Source organism: Enterobacter sp. FUJ80071 (assembly GCF_038739915.1).
GTDB lineage: Bacteria > Pseudomonadota > Gammaproteobacteria > Enterobacterales > Enterobacteriaceae > Enterobacter > Enterobacter kobei.
The window spans coordinates 1,868,433-1,882,028 of record NZ_JBBXKH010000001.1 but is presented as its reverse complement, the minus strand read 5'-3'; the positions used below and the strand labels follow the sequence as shown (position 1 = coordinate 1,882,028).

The window sequence follows — 13,596 nt, the reverse complement described above, 5'->3', positions numbered from 1 at the left end:
AAGAATAAGCCCACGTATAAAACGCGGGCTTATATTGAAATTTTCTCTTGTCGTTTAGGTTAAAGGTTATCAGTACACAATTTATTCGCTATTGCATAAGCTTGTTTGAAACCGTTCAATGAAAAATACATGTTAGATGAACCTTTCACTCTTTTGTCACCACTAGAAGGGATCCAGACAGCAAGATTCCCATTGCCTGGCGAACTCATTAATTTCTGAACTGTTAACTGATTGAATTTGAAAAATGCAAATTGATCATTTTTTTGCATACTCGTGTCGACCACCTCCACATCCTCTTTCCCTCCAGGGATTTTGAATGCCATAGGAACCTTACCTCCATCAAGAGCGTCATTATACCCACCCATAAGCATAACTATCTCAGCGGTTGTAGGCTTACAACTCTGTGGAGGAGTAAAATAAAAGCTAAGATATGTTTCTTTGAGGTTTTTATTTATGGCCTCTGTCGCCATCTTATAAACAAGCTGTTTGTCAGCCGCGAACTCAACAACAACCCAATCACCAGCCTGATAGGATTTAACGGCCTTATTGCTAAAATCATCCGAGTATGAGCGAAAAGGCAATGAACAAAATAACAGAGTAAAAATAAAAACAGATAGCTTTGACATATATAACCCATCCAGTATGAAATATTATCATACTCTATAATACCGCCTTAGTAGGGCATTGGAAGCGTTATCCTCCCTCCGTTCTGTGTACTGTATTCCTTTCTGCCACCCTTACTGTCAACCATGGTGATTTCAAGCTTCAGCTTTTGATCTTCGACAGCGCTTTTAAATGAGCTGGTGAGTTTATCAGCCAAAGCCTGATTTTGTTCTGTGCCAGGCTGTGGGGGCAGGATAATTCCCGTACCTGTCGATTTACTTTTAACCTCGCCGTCGGGAGAAGCCGATTCACCACCAGGTTGTACTGGTAGGTTCATACCCATAGCTGTTGATTGCTCATTAGCATGATTTTCAGGGATAGAATCGCGGGTCAGAGCTTCTTCATTAATGATATTCTGATAGTGCCCAAGAACCGCCCCAGGATAAGCCCGGTTCTGCGGCCCCCAGCGGCTCGTATCATAACCCCCGTTGTAATAACGAAGCGCCAGCGGGATATTACCACCAGAACTTTTCAGATTTTCGGCCATGATTTGTGCCCCGGCCATAATATTCTGCCGAGGGTCAGTCCAGTCTGTTACGCCGGTCGAACGGAAATTGGACGGCATAATTTGCATCAATCCTTTCGCACCAGCACTACTGATAGCATTGGGATTTCCACCCGATTCCTGAGTCATAATGGCTTTCAGCAGACGAGGATCAACACCGTATTGCTGTCCTGCTTCATTCAGCAAGTCATCATACTGACCATTCTGGCGGTAAGGCACATATTTGCTTCCGGCAGCACGTGGGCCCGTTACTGCAGCCATATCATTCTGCAATTGAATCGCAGAATCGGTCGCGCGGTAATTTGCATCGTACCGCTTTCTTACGGCATCAGTCATGAAACCCGCATCAACCTGTCCACGTTCACTGCGGGGTAAACTGTCATAAAGTGCCTTATCGTTCTGAATGCGCCGTAGTTTCTGAGCATCATTGCTGTTGATAAAACCGAGAGCATGAGACAGCCCGGTAAAGTCACCGTTGGTGAACAGATCGGTAACACCTTCAAGACCGTCTTTGACTGAACCATCCGACAGAATGGTCTTGAGTGCCTTGTTTTTTGAACGTTGCCACAGCCCATCCCAGGATGCACTAAGCTCATTCATCGTGACGTTCACTTCACTCAACTGCTGGTTCAGTGCCGGATCTACGGTCAAACCAAATTTATCGGATTTTGTCAGAAGTTCAGTGAGTCTGCCCCCTTCGCGCATTAATGCCAGCATTTCGGGAGTAAAACCCACCGCATCAGCAAAGGACTTTTGTTGTTCTGGTCGCAGAGTCGGGAATATCTTCGCAATTTCCTGCAGTGTTTTAAGCGTATCAACAGAGCCATCCTTATTTTTCTGTATCTCCACGCCAATCATCGCAAAAGCCCCCATCATTCCTTGATTACTGCCGCTATTTGCTTCCTTCAACGCCTTTGCGAATCCCTCAATTGAAGCCCTGGCGCTCTCACTATCTGCTCCATTGATCTGCATAGCCCCTGCCAGTCTTGAAAACTCTGCAACTCGCATTCCTGCATTTTTTGCAGACACATCAAGATTGTAGGCCTCTCGCGATGCCTCCCGAAAACCATAAGCAACCTGTTTCAGCCCGTAGCCGGCAGCACCAACCAGCCCCAGTGTACCCATCTTGCCCGCGAGCTCCCCCACCATTTTCAGTGGGGGAACCATATCGCCGATGTACTGCACGTTATCCCGCGCGCTCTTCGACATATTTTCGAGGCGCGAAATGAAACCATTCAGTCCGTCGGCTGTTTCCTGGCCGCCTAACTTGAGCCCTTCTTTAGTTTTATCTAGCTTCGGCTCCAGGTCACGGACAGCCTCATTAATGCGGTCTATAGCCTCGCTAACCTGGTCGCTGGCCACCAGCTCAAAATCAAAAGAATTACTCATCGTCTTCAGGTTTCCTAAGCTTATTTATCCGGGATGCCTGCGCCACCCACCATTTCAGCCGGGCGCGGGTCATTCCCCACGCCCTGTCCTCAGACCAGCGAAAATAGAAGGTGACGTCAGCGGCCATTTCCTGCCAGGTTGTCAGGGCTTCCAGGTCAAAAAACTGAGCAGATACTCCTCACACTTACGGAAGTCGAGAAAGTCCATCGGCTGCAGCACGCTTTCACGCGTACCGGAAACCAGCGCAATAAGCAGGCGCATCGCCGCGAGTGACGTTGACGCAGCCTGTTTCTCATAAAACTGCTCCGCCTGGCTCAGCGTGGGTGCTTTCAGCTCCAGCTGTGTATAAGTAGTCTTCTCCGCAGCATCATCCAGCGCTACGGTTAAGGGAATGGTTTTAACGCGTTCAATCTCAGCCATCTTAGTTCTCCGTTACGTCGCGACCTTCCCAGCGAACATCAAATACTGCATCTTCGCTTTCCACTTCCTGGACGTTGACCGTCCAGAGTGAACGGCCAATGATAGTTTTCCCGTTAGCCAGCTCGGCGATCACGTTGACGTTCGTCTGCTGGTTAAAGCCCTGCACATTCGTTCCGCCACTGTCACGCAGTCGGGCAGAAATGTATGGCGCCACAGGTTTTTCCTTATATCCGTGCACACCATCCATCCCTGTCAGGGTGGTACGGTTTACGGTGGCAGCCTGGTATTTAAACGAGCCCTCCACCATTACCGTCACACCGTTAACAGTGACATAGGCGGTTCCCGCCAGGCGGTTAGTAGTATCACCTGCCATCGTTTAAGCTCCTGTTGATTCAGCCCGCGTGCGGAACTGATTGAGCAGCGCGAAAATGCGCAACTGGTTCATGAGGGTTCCCGGCCACAGCACATCGACGCGGTTCGGATTTTTGGCGTTCTGCTCGACGATGATGTTTTTTGCGAATGCCTCCGCATCCTGCGCATAACCGTTCCATACCAGAGTCTGGTACTCGGCAATCTGATCGGCCTTGATAATGTTTGGCGTGACGATCGCCGCGCCAGGTGCAAATCGGGTCCCGTCCGCAGCAAGCTTCATGCGGCCAAACTTGCTGGTCACCGCCGTGCGCAGGTAGCGGGTCACAAACATCAGGCTGAACAGCGTCTCAACTTCCAGATAACTGTCATCTGCATCGCCATAGCTGTTTTTCTGATAGGTGGTGATCAGGTTTTCAATGCGCACCGTGCCATCGTCATCGACCGTAAATGTCGAAATGCCGCTGTACAGCAGATTGTTACGCTCGGTCAGCTCAAAGCGATCCTGCAGTTCTGGCGCAAGTACCCCCTGAACAGCGAGCGACTGTAGCGGGCGGCCGGGGTCATTACGCAGACTCACCGCAGCTGCGCCGGTGTAAGCTGCAGACCATGCCCAGGAAGGAGACGGCGATTTATTTACGCCCAGCAGGGTCTCATGCTGGTTATTGCGCAGCTCACCTTTAGTACCGAGCTGGGCGTAAGTCCCGGTGGTGGTACCAAAGGAATGGCCATAAAGCTGCTTGTCCCATGCCCAGCGACCGCCAGTGTCTGACAGGAACTCCTTCATCACATTCAACGAGGTTGTATCGTCGTAAGGGTTGATGATGAAATCGAATGTCCGATCCTGCAGGTTAGCCAGCGCGCCGGTAATATCCGGAGCCCCGACTCCGTTAGACATAGCAGTAATCGTCAGTTCTAGGCCTGCAGGTGTCGACTCGCCTCCCGGTAAGCCGAGGAAGTTCAGGCGAATGTCGATCCCGTTACCCGTAGCACCAAGGTTCTTCGCGGTCAGGGTTACGGTATCCGTAGCCGCGCTGGCGGTTACAGGTAGCGTGGTTTTTGCGTTAATCGCCGCGGCCAGAGAGGTGGCGATCGCTGTCACCGTATCTGTTGCTACAACGGTCAACTGAATGCGCTCACCAGCAATATAAAGGGAGATCACTCCGGTTGCCCGGTTTAACTGTGCCGTCTGGCATGTCGACCGCAATATCCATGCCCTCAAGGGGAACCGACTGGACAGGATAAAAATCTTCCGGCCCCTGGTAATGCTCTATGTCGATCTCAAAAAGAAGCTGCCCCATATGGGCCTCTCCGTCTGAATCAACATTGATGGTTGAACGAACTTCCGCGTATTTCTGAATGTTCCGCGTCAGTTCGTAGCTGTTGATCACCGCGCGCTCCACCTGCTCGCGAAGGCTTTCAAGCGCCAGCTCTGCCCGCATGGCTCCATCATCCACTGTATCGCCGTCATACTCCTGAACGCGCCCGGTGATCCTGACAGTGGTGAGGGTAGTAAAAGCAGGGGTATTACGCCCCTGTGATTTTTTCTGTTCAAAAGGCGTCTGAACCAACAACACAGGATACATATCAGGTGAAGTTGACCAGTCGCGTGGTGAGAATACGCGGTCGTCCGCGCTGGTTGTCCCGGTTAGTGCAGTGACAACCATTTGCCGTATCGCTGCTGCATTCATCGCGGTTTTACCACATTGAGGACAAGACGAGATCCGCCATGACTGTCGGGTTCGACGTTTGACACAACAAATAACTGATTGATGATGTGACCACCGACCGTCTTTATAAATACCCGGTCAGATACAGCAGGTTGCGATTTACCCAGCTTGCGAAATTCAGCATCGCGCACACCCAGCATCGGGCTGGAGGTGTTAATTTCTGAATCGCCATCAAGGTTTTCAGCAACCTGCGCATAACCACGGTCAAAAATCCCGTTAATTGTAAAAGGAGTACCGTTACGTGGACGGTACTCGTGCTCATCGCCAAAGACATCATGCAGCGGACTCAGAAGATGAGAATCCCAGTCCACGCCCATGTCATTACCCTGTCGTAACTGAAACTGATGGCTGAGAAGCAAGAACTCGCTTACGAAGCACATCAACATCAGCAATAACGCCGGACTGCAGAAGACGCTCAGCATCTTTGCCGGTTACAGGGATGCGCATATTTTCGCGGTACATCTCCCCGTCATGACGAATGCAATTCCCTTTCAACACCACATACTCCTGCGATTCAGTGTCTTCGGATTTTTCGTCACCACCATCGTCATCAACAGACGATTCGGCATCATCTGTTTTGCTCAAAGGCTGTTTTACCTGGGTGTTATCGCCCGCATTCAGGTCGTCAACGCTCAGGCCATCTTTGGCAGATCCTTCTGCATTCAGATCATCAGCCAGCCCGGTATTAGGTTGTTTTGCCATATCAGACCACCGTTGCGCAGAGGGATGCATTTACCCGGCTCGGAATAACCAGCGGGGAGGATTGCATCAGGATAAGACGCTGGGCTGGATCTTCTTTCACCCAGGATTTTGGCGCATAGGCCAGCGGACCGTAGTTGAAAGCCGGGTCCAGGATAACGCCAAATGCGCGGGTCCCCATCAGATCGGCCCCACTCATAATGACAGCGCCATCGGGGATCATAGGCTTCTCGACGTTGTCCAGCGGGTCAATAAACCAGTCGTTATATAACCAGAGGTCAAAGTTACCCCAACGCCCTTTATAAATTGCGCCCTTCATCGCCTGTGGGCCGGCGTTAATTTGGTTACCAAACGGGCTCAGCGCCGGGAATGTAATGGCGTTATCCTTGATGGTGGTATCCAGTCGGAATGCACGCCATGACTTATTCGTAAAGACCAGATCCGTGGCGACAGAGCCGGACTCTTTCAGGAAAGTAGTCTGCCAGATTTCAATGTCATCTGATGGCTGGGTATTGGTAGCGCCAGCTGCAACGGTCAGTGGCCATTTATCCGAGCCGCTAAGAGTGATGGTCAGATCCGAAGCACGACCGAAATCCACCACCTTAGTTTCATAGCCCTCCCCGGCGACGGTTACGGTCCCGGACACCAGCGCACTGGCCGCCATCCATTCCAGACGACGGTTGATCATGTCAATCTGGTCAGCCATTTCAAACTGAAGGTTCAGCATTTCGCGCTCGGCAGCGGTATATTCCCCGCCAATACGCTCACCAATCTGGCGACGGATAGGTTTGCGCAGGTCCGGCGCGCGCTTATCTTTGATGTATGCCGGTTTAAAGGTATTGGTCTGGTATTTACGGGATTCGACCAGCTTACCTTCCACCAGCGGGGAGACGAACGGCGCCATACGACGCAGGCCGACATCAACATCAATCGCCACTTCTTCAGTCTCGTAAGTCACGACATTCGGGAAGAAGCGATCGAGCAGCCAGTTCTGGCTGGTTTTCAGGTTAGGAACAACCTGCACCAGCACGCTGGTATCAAAAATATTTTCCATATTCAGTCTCTTGATAGTGCCAGCCGTAGCTGGCAAAAATTTTAAACGAGCCAGCCCCTGCCGGTTAAAGCATTCGTCAGGAGAGCCGTGGGGGAAATCAGGAGGTGGTTACAGGTGCCTGGTCACTGTCTTTCAGGAAGATAGCCAGCGGTCGGAGCGCTTTTTTCAGGTCAGCTGTCGTCCAGGAGTTATCAAAAATAATTCGGTGCTGGTTGAATTCCCCCATCAGATACAGGCCGCCGTTCTGATCGGAAGACGATGCATCAACATCATCAACCAGAATAGCAACGGGTACCTGACTGCCATCTTCAGCCGTTTTCACACATTGCGTGTATTTCCCGCTGGCAGCCACCAGGCCCAGGACCGTACCACGCTTAAAGGTACCGCCCGTAATGATCCCGGTGTCAGTCACCAGCTGGAGCGTGCCAGCGACAAGCTGATCCGGAATAAACAGCGCGCTCTTCATGCCAGGCGCAAACGCATTCTGACCAAACTGATCCATTATTTCTCTCCTCTTGTGGAGTTGTAGAGGCCGGTCATTTTACTTACCAGCGCAGACTTTCCGGTCTCTTTCCGTCCACTATCCGGGTTAAGCCGAACCTGGTGGCTTTCCTGCATACGCTGATCGAGAGAGCGTTTGCGGGGTGGCTGCACTGATGCTGCTGCCGGAGCCGAAGAGGCCAGGACGTTAATTGCTGCTGCAGAACTCATCCCGGTATTGAACGCCAGTGACGCGGCCAGTGAAGGATTCGCGGCTGCATGCTTACTACCGAAGATACGGGCGCAGCGCTTACGCTCTGCACTACGCGCCTGTCGGGCTGACTTACTTTCTTTTGGGTCATCACCGTCTTCATCTTCTTCTGCTTCAGGATCGTCGTCTTCTTCGGAGGCTGTCTCTTCCTCCTCTTCTTCCGCAGTTTCCTCTTCTTCCTCTTCTGCGGTCTCCTCTTCCTCTTCTTCTTCAGCACGACGGGCTTTCGCTTTTTTGGCTTTTTTATCCTCTTCTTCCTCTGAAGCGGAAGCGCCAAGACCCATAAGGTGAGCAAAACTAAACGGTTTTTTCTTTGCCATTTCAGGCTCCTGTTTTTTCAAGTAAGTTTTTGAACGCAGCGTCAGGAGGACACACCTCATCAGCCAGTCCAATTTCAACGCCATCAGCAGCCATAAAACAGGCGGCCTGGGTACTTTTTATAACCTTTGCGCTAATCCCCCGGTTTCTGGCGACGGTGTTCACAAACAATTCGCCCATGGTGTTAATGTCCTGCTGAATGGCGGCCAGCGCTTCATCTGACAGCTCTCTCAGCGGCGAACCTTCAGCCTTGCGGGATCCATAGGTGATGATCGTAACTTTAAGACCGTCATCTTTAATCCGCTGCGTCCAGTCAAGGTGCATGGTAATCACACCCACAGAACCCACGCCGCCGGTGCGCGGAACAGAAATCCGGTCCGCTGCGCTGGCAATGGCATACGCAGCGGAATAGGCGCTTTCCGTCAGAATGGCATGGATAGGCTTTTTCCCCCGGGATCCGTAAATGACATCAACCAGATCGAAGCAGCCGGCGACCTCGCCGCCGGGTGAGTCGATATCCAGGCAAATGCCCGAAATGTCGGGATCTTCCATCGCAGTAAGAAAGGCCTGACGAATGCCGTCATATCCTGTCATGCCACTGTACGGACGCAGACTGCCCAGTTTTTGTACCAGCGTTCCGCATATCGGGATTACGGCGACGCCCAGCACATTGTCATAACCCGGATCACGACGGGATTCCCGCCCCTGGTTATCGTCATATCCGTACCAGTCATCCTCCATGGCAAGAGAAGATTCGATTTTACTGATACCAAATCGGTCCATTACGGATGCCATGATGACTTCGGCTTTACTCGGGTGCAGCGCCAGCGGGGTATTAAATAATCGCTGGGCCAGATGGGGTAGATTCACTTTTCCTCCGGGTCGGTAATGGTCTGGCTCGCAAACTGGTCAGCCTGTGCCCAGCTCGGAAGCGGTAATCCGCGTTTAAGACATGACTCAATTTCTCTCTGGCGCTGATCAAGCACTTCTTCCCAGTCTTCACCGACGTTTTCACCCACCTCAATCTCGAGGGTGGAAAGTCCGGCATCCAGACCAAGAATGGCGCCTTTTTTCTCTGCAACCGGATCCACCCAGCCGCGCCCAGGCCCCATCCAGCGCGCACGGGAATACGCGGCTCTGGCGTCAACAAAATCAGGTGCGCCTGCGGGCAGGGGTAAATCCTCATTGTCGTGAACTTCTTCAACAAAGGCGGTGAGAATGGGCTGAGCGAAGCCGGTAGAAAAATCGTCCCGGCGGCGAGTCAGTGTTTTCCATGCCTCCAGCAACGAGGAGCGTGCAGAACTGTAGTTAACGTCAGACCAGTCCTGGGTGACCTGCTGTGGGGACAACCCTGTTCCTGAAGAAAAATTACGGAGAACAGCAGATTCGAAGACTTCAAAATTGCTGTAGGGCCGCGCCGCGTTAACCGTCGTGATTTTCTCACCAGGATAAAGAATGGGCATTCGGGCACCATTCTGAAGTGTCAGACGCCGATCGTTATGGAACTCAACACGCCCGTCCTGATAAGTGCCTAACTCTGATTCGTCATAGGTCTCACCCAGGGCAGACTGAACCATCGCAGGGTCATAGGGTGACTCAATGTATGCGGCGAATATGGCATTAAGAATTGCTGCCTCAAGCTCGCTCTGGTCATACTTCACCAGCATTTTCAGACGCTGAATAACCGGAGTCAGGATGCCGTTACCGCGGTGCTGCGCGCCACGCTCATGATCAAAATCGTGAACCACATGCGGGCGGCCCCAGTCAGTTTCACGCGGGATGCGCTGCCACGTCATGGTTTTAGCCCCGCTCCACCAGTCACCGATATGGGCCTCCCTGATGTGGTAAGCAACCGGCGCACCGTCCGCATCAATTTCAACGCCACCACGGACATTTGGCATATCGAAATTCTGCTGAGGGTTACTGAGGCGGTCAGGATCGACAATCTGTACCGTGGTGGCGTAACGGCCTCTTCCGGGACCAAGCCTGTCAGTTCTGTACTGGAGAATGGCCAGAGCATCCCCGTCAATAAGCTTGTGACGAAACCCCAGGCGTAACATCTGCGACACGGTGAGTTTTCGTTCAACATCACAATACCGGCCAGGATCGTTACTCCAGGTCCGCCAGTGCCCGTCCAGCGCTTTTCCGTACTCTTCCGCCCAGGACGCATCAAACGCTTTGTTTCCGGTGATCATTCTGAGAACACGGTAATCGGGTTTCATGATGGGCCGGAAGTTGGCACCAACCGCATTATCCAGCAGACGCGTTACCGCACCGTTTGCCCAGCCGTCATTACGGACCAGATCGCGTGCGCGGGACACGATGCGATCCCGGTAGATATTAATTTCATTGTCCGGCGACCACAGCGCGGGTTGCCAGTTAGCCAGTTGATCGCTGAAAGAGTCAGCCGCGTCATAAGGTACGCGGCTCCCCCCCACCAGCATAGAGGGACGCTGCTGTCGCAACGGCTGCCCATCAGAGCCCAGTATCTGTACTTTATTCATCAGAATCTAAACCTCGCTGGTTTCCGGGGACGAGAGATAATCCCCAGTTGCGCCTGCAGAAGTTGAATCAGAGCCAGCAGATCAGCCAGGGTGCTTTGCTGATAGGACACTGATCGTGTCCCGTCTCCCTGCGTATAGGAAAACGAAACACCGTGGCTCCCGGTTGCTAAATCAATGTACGCCTGCTGAGCTTTCGCAAGTGCATCTCTGAGCTGATCGTCAGTCATTGCGCCAGCAAGCAGGCTGGTGTTCCGGTTGAACATGATTTTCCTTATTTCGGCAGGAGTTGCGATATTCGCTTACGTTTGACCGGCGTTGGTTCTTCAATAACCGCACCCGGCAGCTCGTAATTGATTTTTTCTTCCTGTCCAACTGGCGCTGGCAGGAACTTATCCGGATCGGCTTCGAGGTTGGCGGCCCGGACGTTGAGTTTTAACCCCATATGTTTGAGACCGCACAGCGCGGCATAGCTGTAAACGAGGCAGTCAAGCGCCTCGTTAGCACGTCCTGGTATTGCTTCCCAGATACTGTACCGCTGCCCGGAAATGACTTTGTAAACCAGTCGCTCCGCCAGCAGCTGATTGAAGTACCCGAGATCGCGATCATCAGGGAAATGCATATAACCCGCAGCGGCGGCACCAGGTTTGGGTGGCTCAAGATGCAGGCGACCGCGTATCACGTCTTTTGCTGAGTTAACACCCAGAATGACAGGGCGGAAACTGGCTTTGCTTTTCGATGATGGTCGTTTGGTCGGCCAGACAGGATTGCGTTTGCCCCCCTGCGCAGACTCCCCCTTAATTGCCCAGACACGACGGCCAAGGCGCTCTTTGGCGAATTCGTATACCTTCTGCGTATGGTGGCCGCCGGAGTCCATGCACGTTGCCATGATATTCAGGCCGCGCCCGTCACCACGTCGCCTGATCTGTTTCAGGTATGCATCCAGTCGCTTCCAGGGTTCTTCCGTCTCAAGGTCACCATAAATAACGTCATGCGCGACCGACCACGATTCTTCATCTCTCCCCCAGCCGGTGATCGTAATTTCGAAGCGATCGTCCTGGGTATCAACTCCAGCTGTTAACAATGCCACTCCGTCCGGAACGACGGCCGGAAATATTTCCCGGCGCGCCAGCAGAACATCAACAGGGAGCTGTTTCCCATGGTTAGGCCGGTGCGGAAGCCCCATCTGGGTATTCCACCACGCCTGTTCCTTATCCGGATCGCCCTTCGCATCGATATATTTTTTCGCAATATCCGACGGCTTATCTTTTTGCCAGGGGCTGAAAAGCTTGGATGCCTGGTACCCCGCGTGGTGGTTATCGACTGCCTCCTTTCCACAGGAGGGGCAGATTGCCCGATAGACCGCATGCCGTTCCGACTCTGACCATTGCCAGACCTTTTCAACGCTGCCCTCGTCTGCCGCCCGCCAGGCAAGGTCATAATCCATCAGCGGTGAATGCCGCTCCCCGCAGCACTCAAATGGGCGCGTCTGATGCCATCGGATAGTGTGCAGAGCTCTGAGGCGCTGTCCTTCGGACCAGCCACTACCACAGCATTCGCAATAGAGCATCGCCGATTTAGTCAGGTGTTTATCCCCCTCTTTCGGCCACTGAACGTGTTTGAAAAAGTCGGGGAACTGGCGGTGGCCACAGTGCGGGCAAACTACAGATGCCCGGCGCTGATCGGAGTCGGCGTAGCTGTCAGCAATGCGGCTCTCATCCTCCACCGTCGGCGAACAGGCGCGCACAGACAGCCAGGTCAGGCCAAATGTCGCTGTACGCTCTTCGGCCAGCGTAATAGGATCGCCTTCGCGGGTTATCGGGTACTTGTCCACTTCATCCGCCAGCAGGACACGAATCGGACGACGCGCAAGGTTATCAGGGCTACCAGCACCCGCCAGCGCCAGAAATCCGCCAGTGAATGCCTTGTAAAGAATGGTTTCTTTCGAGCTTTTCTGTTTCGAATCACCGATGATTTTACGCAGTACCGGCGTCACCCTTACCAGCGGGCTAATACGCTCTTTCGAAAACTGTTCAGCGGCTTCTTCTTTCGGCTGCAGCAGCAGTATCGGACAAGGATCGAGGTGGGCAAAATAGCCAAAAAGGTTTTCCAGCAGTGCTGTCTTCATCAACTGGGTGCAGCACATTACAGTGATGATATGAACCCCGGACTCCGTCGCGGCAAGCATCGGTCCGCGGGCAATTTCTACCGTCGATGTTTCCCAGTTTCCCGAAGTGCTCCCAGCCTCTTTTGCCAGCTTACGATAGTCATCTGCCCACTGCGGCACACTGATACGCGGCGGGGGTGTCCAGCCTTTGCGGACGCTTAATTCAAGACGCTCAATCTTCTGCCGGGTTAAACTCTGGCTCTCCGAGGACTGAGATGTGTTTGTGGACATGTTCAATCAGCACCTCTGTCATCCTGTCCGCCGGTACATCCAGATCAGCAGCCATTAGCGGCGCCACCCTGGACGGCCAGTTAAGCCAGGCATCACGCTGTTGGCGAAAGGTGTTGAATAAAACCTCCTCGGCTGCTGTCAGCTCAATAAGCTGGCCGCTGTCTTTTTCATACTGCAGCTTTGCCTGCAGGGCCATGTAATTCTCGCGGATACGTCCCGCTTCCTCTCTCGAAAGATCTGCCCCTTCAGTGAGCATTATCTGGCGGACAGTTTTATTGATTTCATCACCGTCATCATCGTTATCGCTAACGACGGGAGTTTTCTTTTTCTTCGCGTTCGAGGCGCGCGGGTCTTTGCCATCGCGGTTTTTCTTCAATGCCGCATCGCTGGCCTCTACGTCAATCAGGTCTCCGTCCATCACAATGAAGCGCCCGGCTTTAATCCACCGGCCAATTGTTTTGCGATCCACACCTGAATGTTGTGCGTACTGACTCTGGTTCATCGTTGTCATGGGACATCACCTGGGACATTTTCTGGGGTGGGACATTCGCCTGGGACATTTTTGCCATGTCCCACCAGAATGTCCCACTGGAATAAACTGGAATAGCCAGAGCTGGCGAGGTGTCCGTAATGATCGCCAGAGGTGGGACATGGGACACAAATCTGAAAGTTGTAGCTAGGAAAACACCGCGGCGCGCAATGCCCGTACCTTACAAAAGTCTCAGGAAGGACCCATTTTTTTAATGGCTTCGACCATTCGCTCCGACTATGATTATTCCTATTCAATACAAGGAGAATG

15 protein-coding genes and 1 pseudogene are annotated in these 13,596 nt (G+C 52.6%); all 16 read right to left on the bottom strand.

Features of this window, described 5'->3' with window-relative positions; translation table 11 throughout:
- Positions 1-59: 59 nt before the first annotated feature.
- The 16 genes and pseudogenes from AAER43_RS09105 to AAER43_RS09030 all read right to left on the bottom strand — a co-directional run bounded on the left by AAER43_RS09105 (position 60) and on the right by AAER43_RS09030 (position 13,308).
- The gene (locus AAER43_RS09105; RefSeq protein WP_049015419.1) at positions 60-626 is read right to left on the bottom strand and encodes a hypothetical protein; all 567 of its coding nucleotides are present in this window, start codon (positions 624-626) and stop codon (positions 60-62) included.
- 47 nt (positions 627-673) lie between these two features.
- The gene (locus AAER43_RS09100) at positions 674-2,557 is read right to left on the bottom strand and encodes a lytic transglycosylase domain-containing protein (RefSeq protein ID WP_200922097.1); all 1,884 of its coding nucleotides are present in this window, start codon (positions 2,555-2,557) and stop codon (positions 674-676) included.
- 141 nt (positions 2,558-2,698) lie between these two features.
- Positions 2,699-2,977: a phage tail assembly protein gene (locus AAER43_RS09095; RefSeq protein WP_000807719.1), complete on the bottom strand. Its 279-nt coding sequence runs from the start codon at positions 2,975-2,977 to the stop codon at positions 2,699-2,701.
- Between the two features lies 1 nt (position 2,978).
- Entirely contained in the window at positions 2,979-3,350 is a 372-nt protein-coding gene (locus AAER43_RS09090; RefSeq protein WP_000896638.1) for a phage tail tube protein, read from the bottom strand.
- 3 nt (positions 3,351-3,353) lie between these two features.
- Positions 3,354-4,517 (bottom strand): annotated as a pseudogene (locus tag AAER43_RS09085) (phage tail sheath subtilisin-like domain-containing protein); the annotation flags it as partial.
- Positions 4,483-5,037 carry an ATP-binding protein gene (locus AAER43_RS09080; RefSeq protein WP_342701882.1) on the bottom strand — a complete coding sequence of 185 codons (555 nt, stop codon included), beginning with the start codon at positions 5,035-5,037 and terminating at the stop codon, positions 4,483-4,485. The gene AAER43_RS09080 and the pseudogene AAER43_RS09085, both read right to left, overlap by 35 nt.
- A complete protein-coding gene (locus AAER43_RS09075; protein ID WP_000537794.1) occupies positions 5,034-5,393 on the bottom strand; it encodes a hypothetical protein in 360 nt (119 codons plus the stop codon). The genes AAER43_RS09080 and AAER43_RS09075 overlap by 4 nt, the downstream gene beginning before the upstream one ends.
- A gap of 4 nt (positions 5,394-5,397) precedes the next feature.
- On the bottom strand, positions 5,398-5,778 hold the full coding sequence (locus AAER43_RS09070; protein ID WP_223825720.1) for a hypothetical protein: 381 nt from the start codon (positions 5,776-5,778) through the stop codon (positions 5,398-5,400).
- A gap of 1 nt (position 5,779) precedes the next feature.
- Entirely contained in the window at positions 5,780-6,829 is a 1,050-nt protein-coding gene (locus tag AAER43_RS09065) for a major capsid protein (protein WP_023157311.1), read from the bottom strand.
- A 97-nt stretch (positions 6,830-6,926) separates the two neighbouring features.
- Entirely contained in the window at positions 6,927-7,331 is a 405-nt protein-coding gene (locus tag AAER43_RS09060; protein ID WP_049015402.1) for a head decoration protein, read from the bottom strand.
- Positions 7,331-7,900, bottom strand: a complete 570-nt coding sequence (locus tag AAER43_RS09055) for a hypothetical protein (protein WP_049015400.1) — start codon at positions 7,898-7,900, stop codon at positions 7,331-7,333. Before AAER43_RS09055 ends, AAER43_RS09060 begins: the two co-directional genes overlap by 1 nt.
- Position 7,901: 1 nt before the next feature.
- Positions 7,902-8,768 (bottom strand): S49 family peptidase, encoded by an 867-nt coding sequence (locus AAER43_RS09050; protein ID WP_049015398.1) that lies wholly within the window; start codon positions 8,766-8,768, stop codon positions 7,902-7,904.
- On the bottom strand, positions 8,765-10,402 hold the full coding sequence (locus AAER43_RS09045) for a phage portal protein (RefSeq protein WP_001045359.1): 1,638 nt from the start codon (positions 10,400-10,402) through the stop codon (positions 8,765-8,767). The genes AAER43_RS09050 and AAER43_RS09045 overlap by 4 nt, the downstream gene beginning before the upstream one ends.
- On the bottom strand, positions 10,402-10,665 hold the full coding sequence (gpW, locus tag AAER43_RS09040) for a gpW family head-tail joining protein (RefSeq protein WP_000483309.1): 264 nt from the start codon (positions 10,663-10,665) through the stop codon (positions 10,402-10,404). The genes AAER43_RS09045 and gpW overlap by 1 nt, the downstream gene beginning before the upstream one ends.
- Positions 10,666-10,673: 8 nt before the next feature.
- Positions 10,674-12,797, bottom strand: a complete 2,124-nt coding sequence (locus AAER43_RS09035) for a terminase gpA endonuclease subunit (RefSeq protein ID WP_053087500.1) — start codon at positions 12,795-12,797, stop codon at positions 10,674-10,676.
- Positions 12,739-13,308: a hypothetical protein gene (locus tag AAER43_RS09030; protein WP_342701878.1), complete on the bottom strand. Its 570-nt coding sequence runs from the start codon at positions 13,306-13,308 to the stop codon at positions 12,739-12,741. The genes AAER43_RS09035 and AAER43_RS09030 overlap by 59 nt, the downstream gene beginning before the upstream one ends.
- Between the last annotated feature and the right edge of the window lie 288 nt (positions 13,309-13,596).

Excerpts from the sequence above, each read along its gene's own strand:
- AAER43_RS09105 (WP_049015419.1), bottom strand. The coding sequence starts at position 626 with ATGTCAAAGCTATCTGTTTTTATTTTTACTCTGTTATTTTGTTCATTG.
- AAER43_RS09100 (WP_200922097.1), bottom strand. The coding sequence starts at position 2,557 with ATGAGTAATTCTTTTGATTTTGAGCTGGTGGCCAGCGACCAGGTTAGC.
- AAER43_RS09095 (WP_000807719.1), bottom strand. The coding sequence starts at position 2,977 with ATGGCTGAGATTGAACGCGTTAAAACCATTCCCTTAACCGTAGCGCTG.
- AAER43_RS09090 (WP_000896638.1), bottom strand. The coding sequence starts at position 3,350 with ATGGCAGGTGATACTACTAACCGCCTGGCGGGAACCGCCTATGTCACT.
- AAER43_RS09080 (WP_342701882.1), bottom strand. The coding sequence starts at position 5,037 with ATGAATGCAGCAGCGATACGGCAAATGGTTGTCACTGCACTAACCGGG.
- AAER43_RS09075 (WP_000537794.1), bottom strand. The coding sequence starts at position 5,393 with ATGGGCGTGGACTGGGATTCTCATCTTCTGAGTCCGCTGCATGATGTC.
- AAER43_RS09070 (WP_223825720.1), bottom strand. The coding sequence starts at position 5,778 with ATGGCAAAACAACCTAATACCGGGCTGGCTGATGATCTGAATGCAGAA.
- AAER43_RS09065 (WP_023157311.1), bottom strand. The coding sequence starts at position 6,829 with ATGGAAAATATTTTTGATACCAGCGTGCTGGTGCAGGTTGTTCCTAAC.
- AAER43_RS09060 (WP_049015402.1), bottom strand. The coding sequence starts at position 7,331 with ATGGATCAGTTTGGTCAGAATGCGTTTGCGCCTGGCATGAAGAGCGCG.
- AAER43_RS09055 (WP_049015400.1), bottom strand. The coding sequence starts at position 7,900 with ATGGCAAAGAAAAAACCGTTTAGTTTTGCTCACCTTATGGGTCTTGGC.
- AAER43_RS09045 (WP_001045359.1), bottom strand. The coding sequence starts at position 10,402 with ATGAATAAAGTACAGATACTGGGCTCTGATGGGCAGCCGTTGCGACAG.
- gpW (WP_000483309.1), bottom strand. The coding sequence starts at position 10,665 with ATGTTCAACCGGAACACCAGCCTGCTTGCTGGCGCAATGACTGACGAT.
- AAER43_RS09035 (WP_053087500.1), bottom strand. The coding sequence starts at position 12,797 with ATGTCCACAAACACATCTCAGTCCTCGGAGAGCCAGAGTTTAACCCGG.
- AAER43_RS09030 (WP_342701878.1), bottom strand. The coding sequence starts at position 13,308 with ATGACAACGATGAACCAGAGTCAGTACGCACAACATTCAGGTGTGGAT.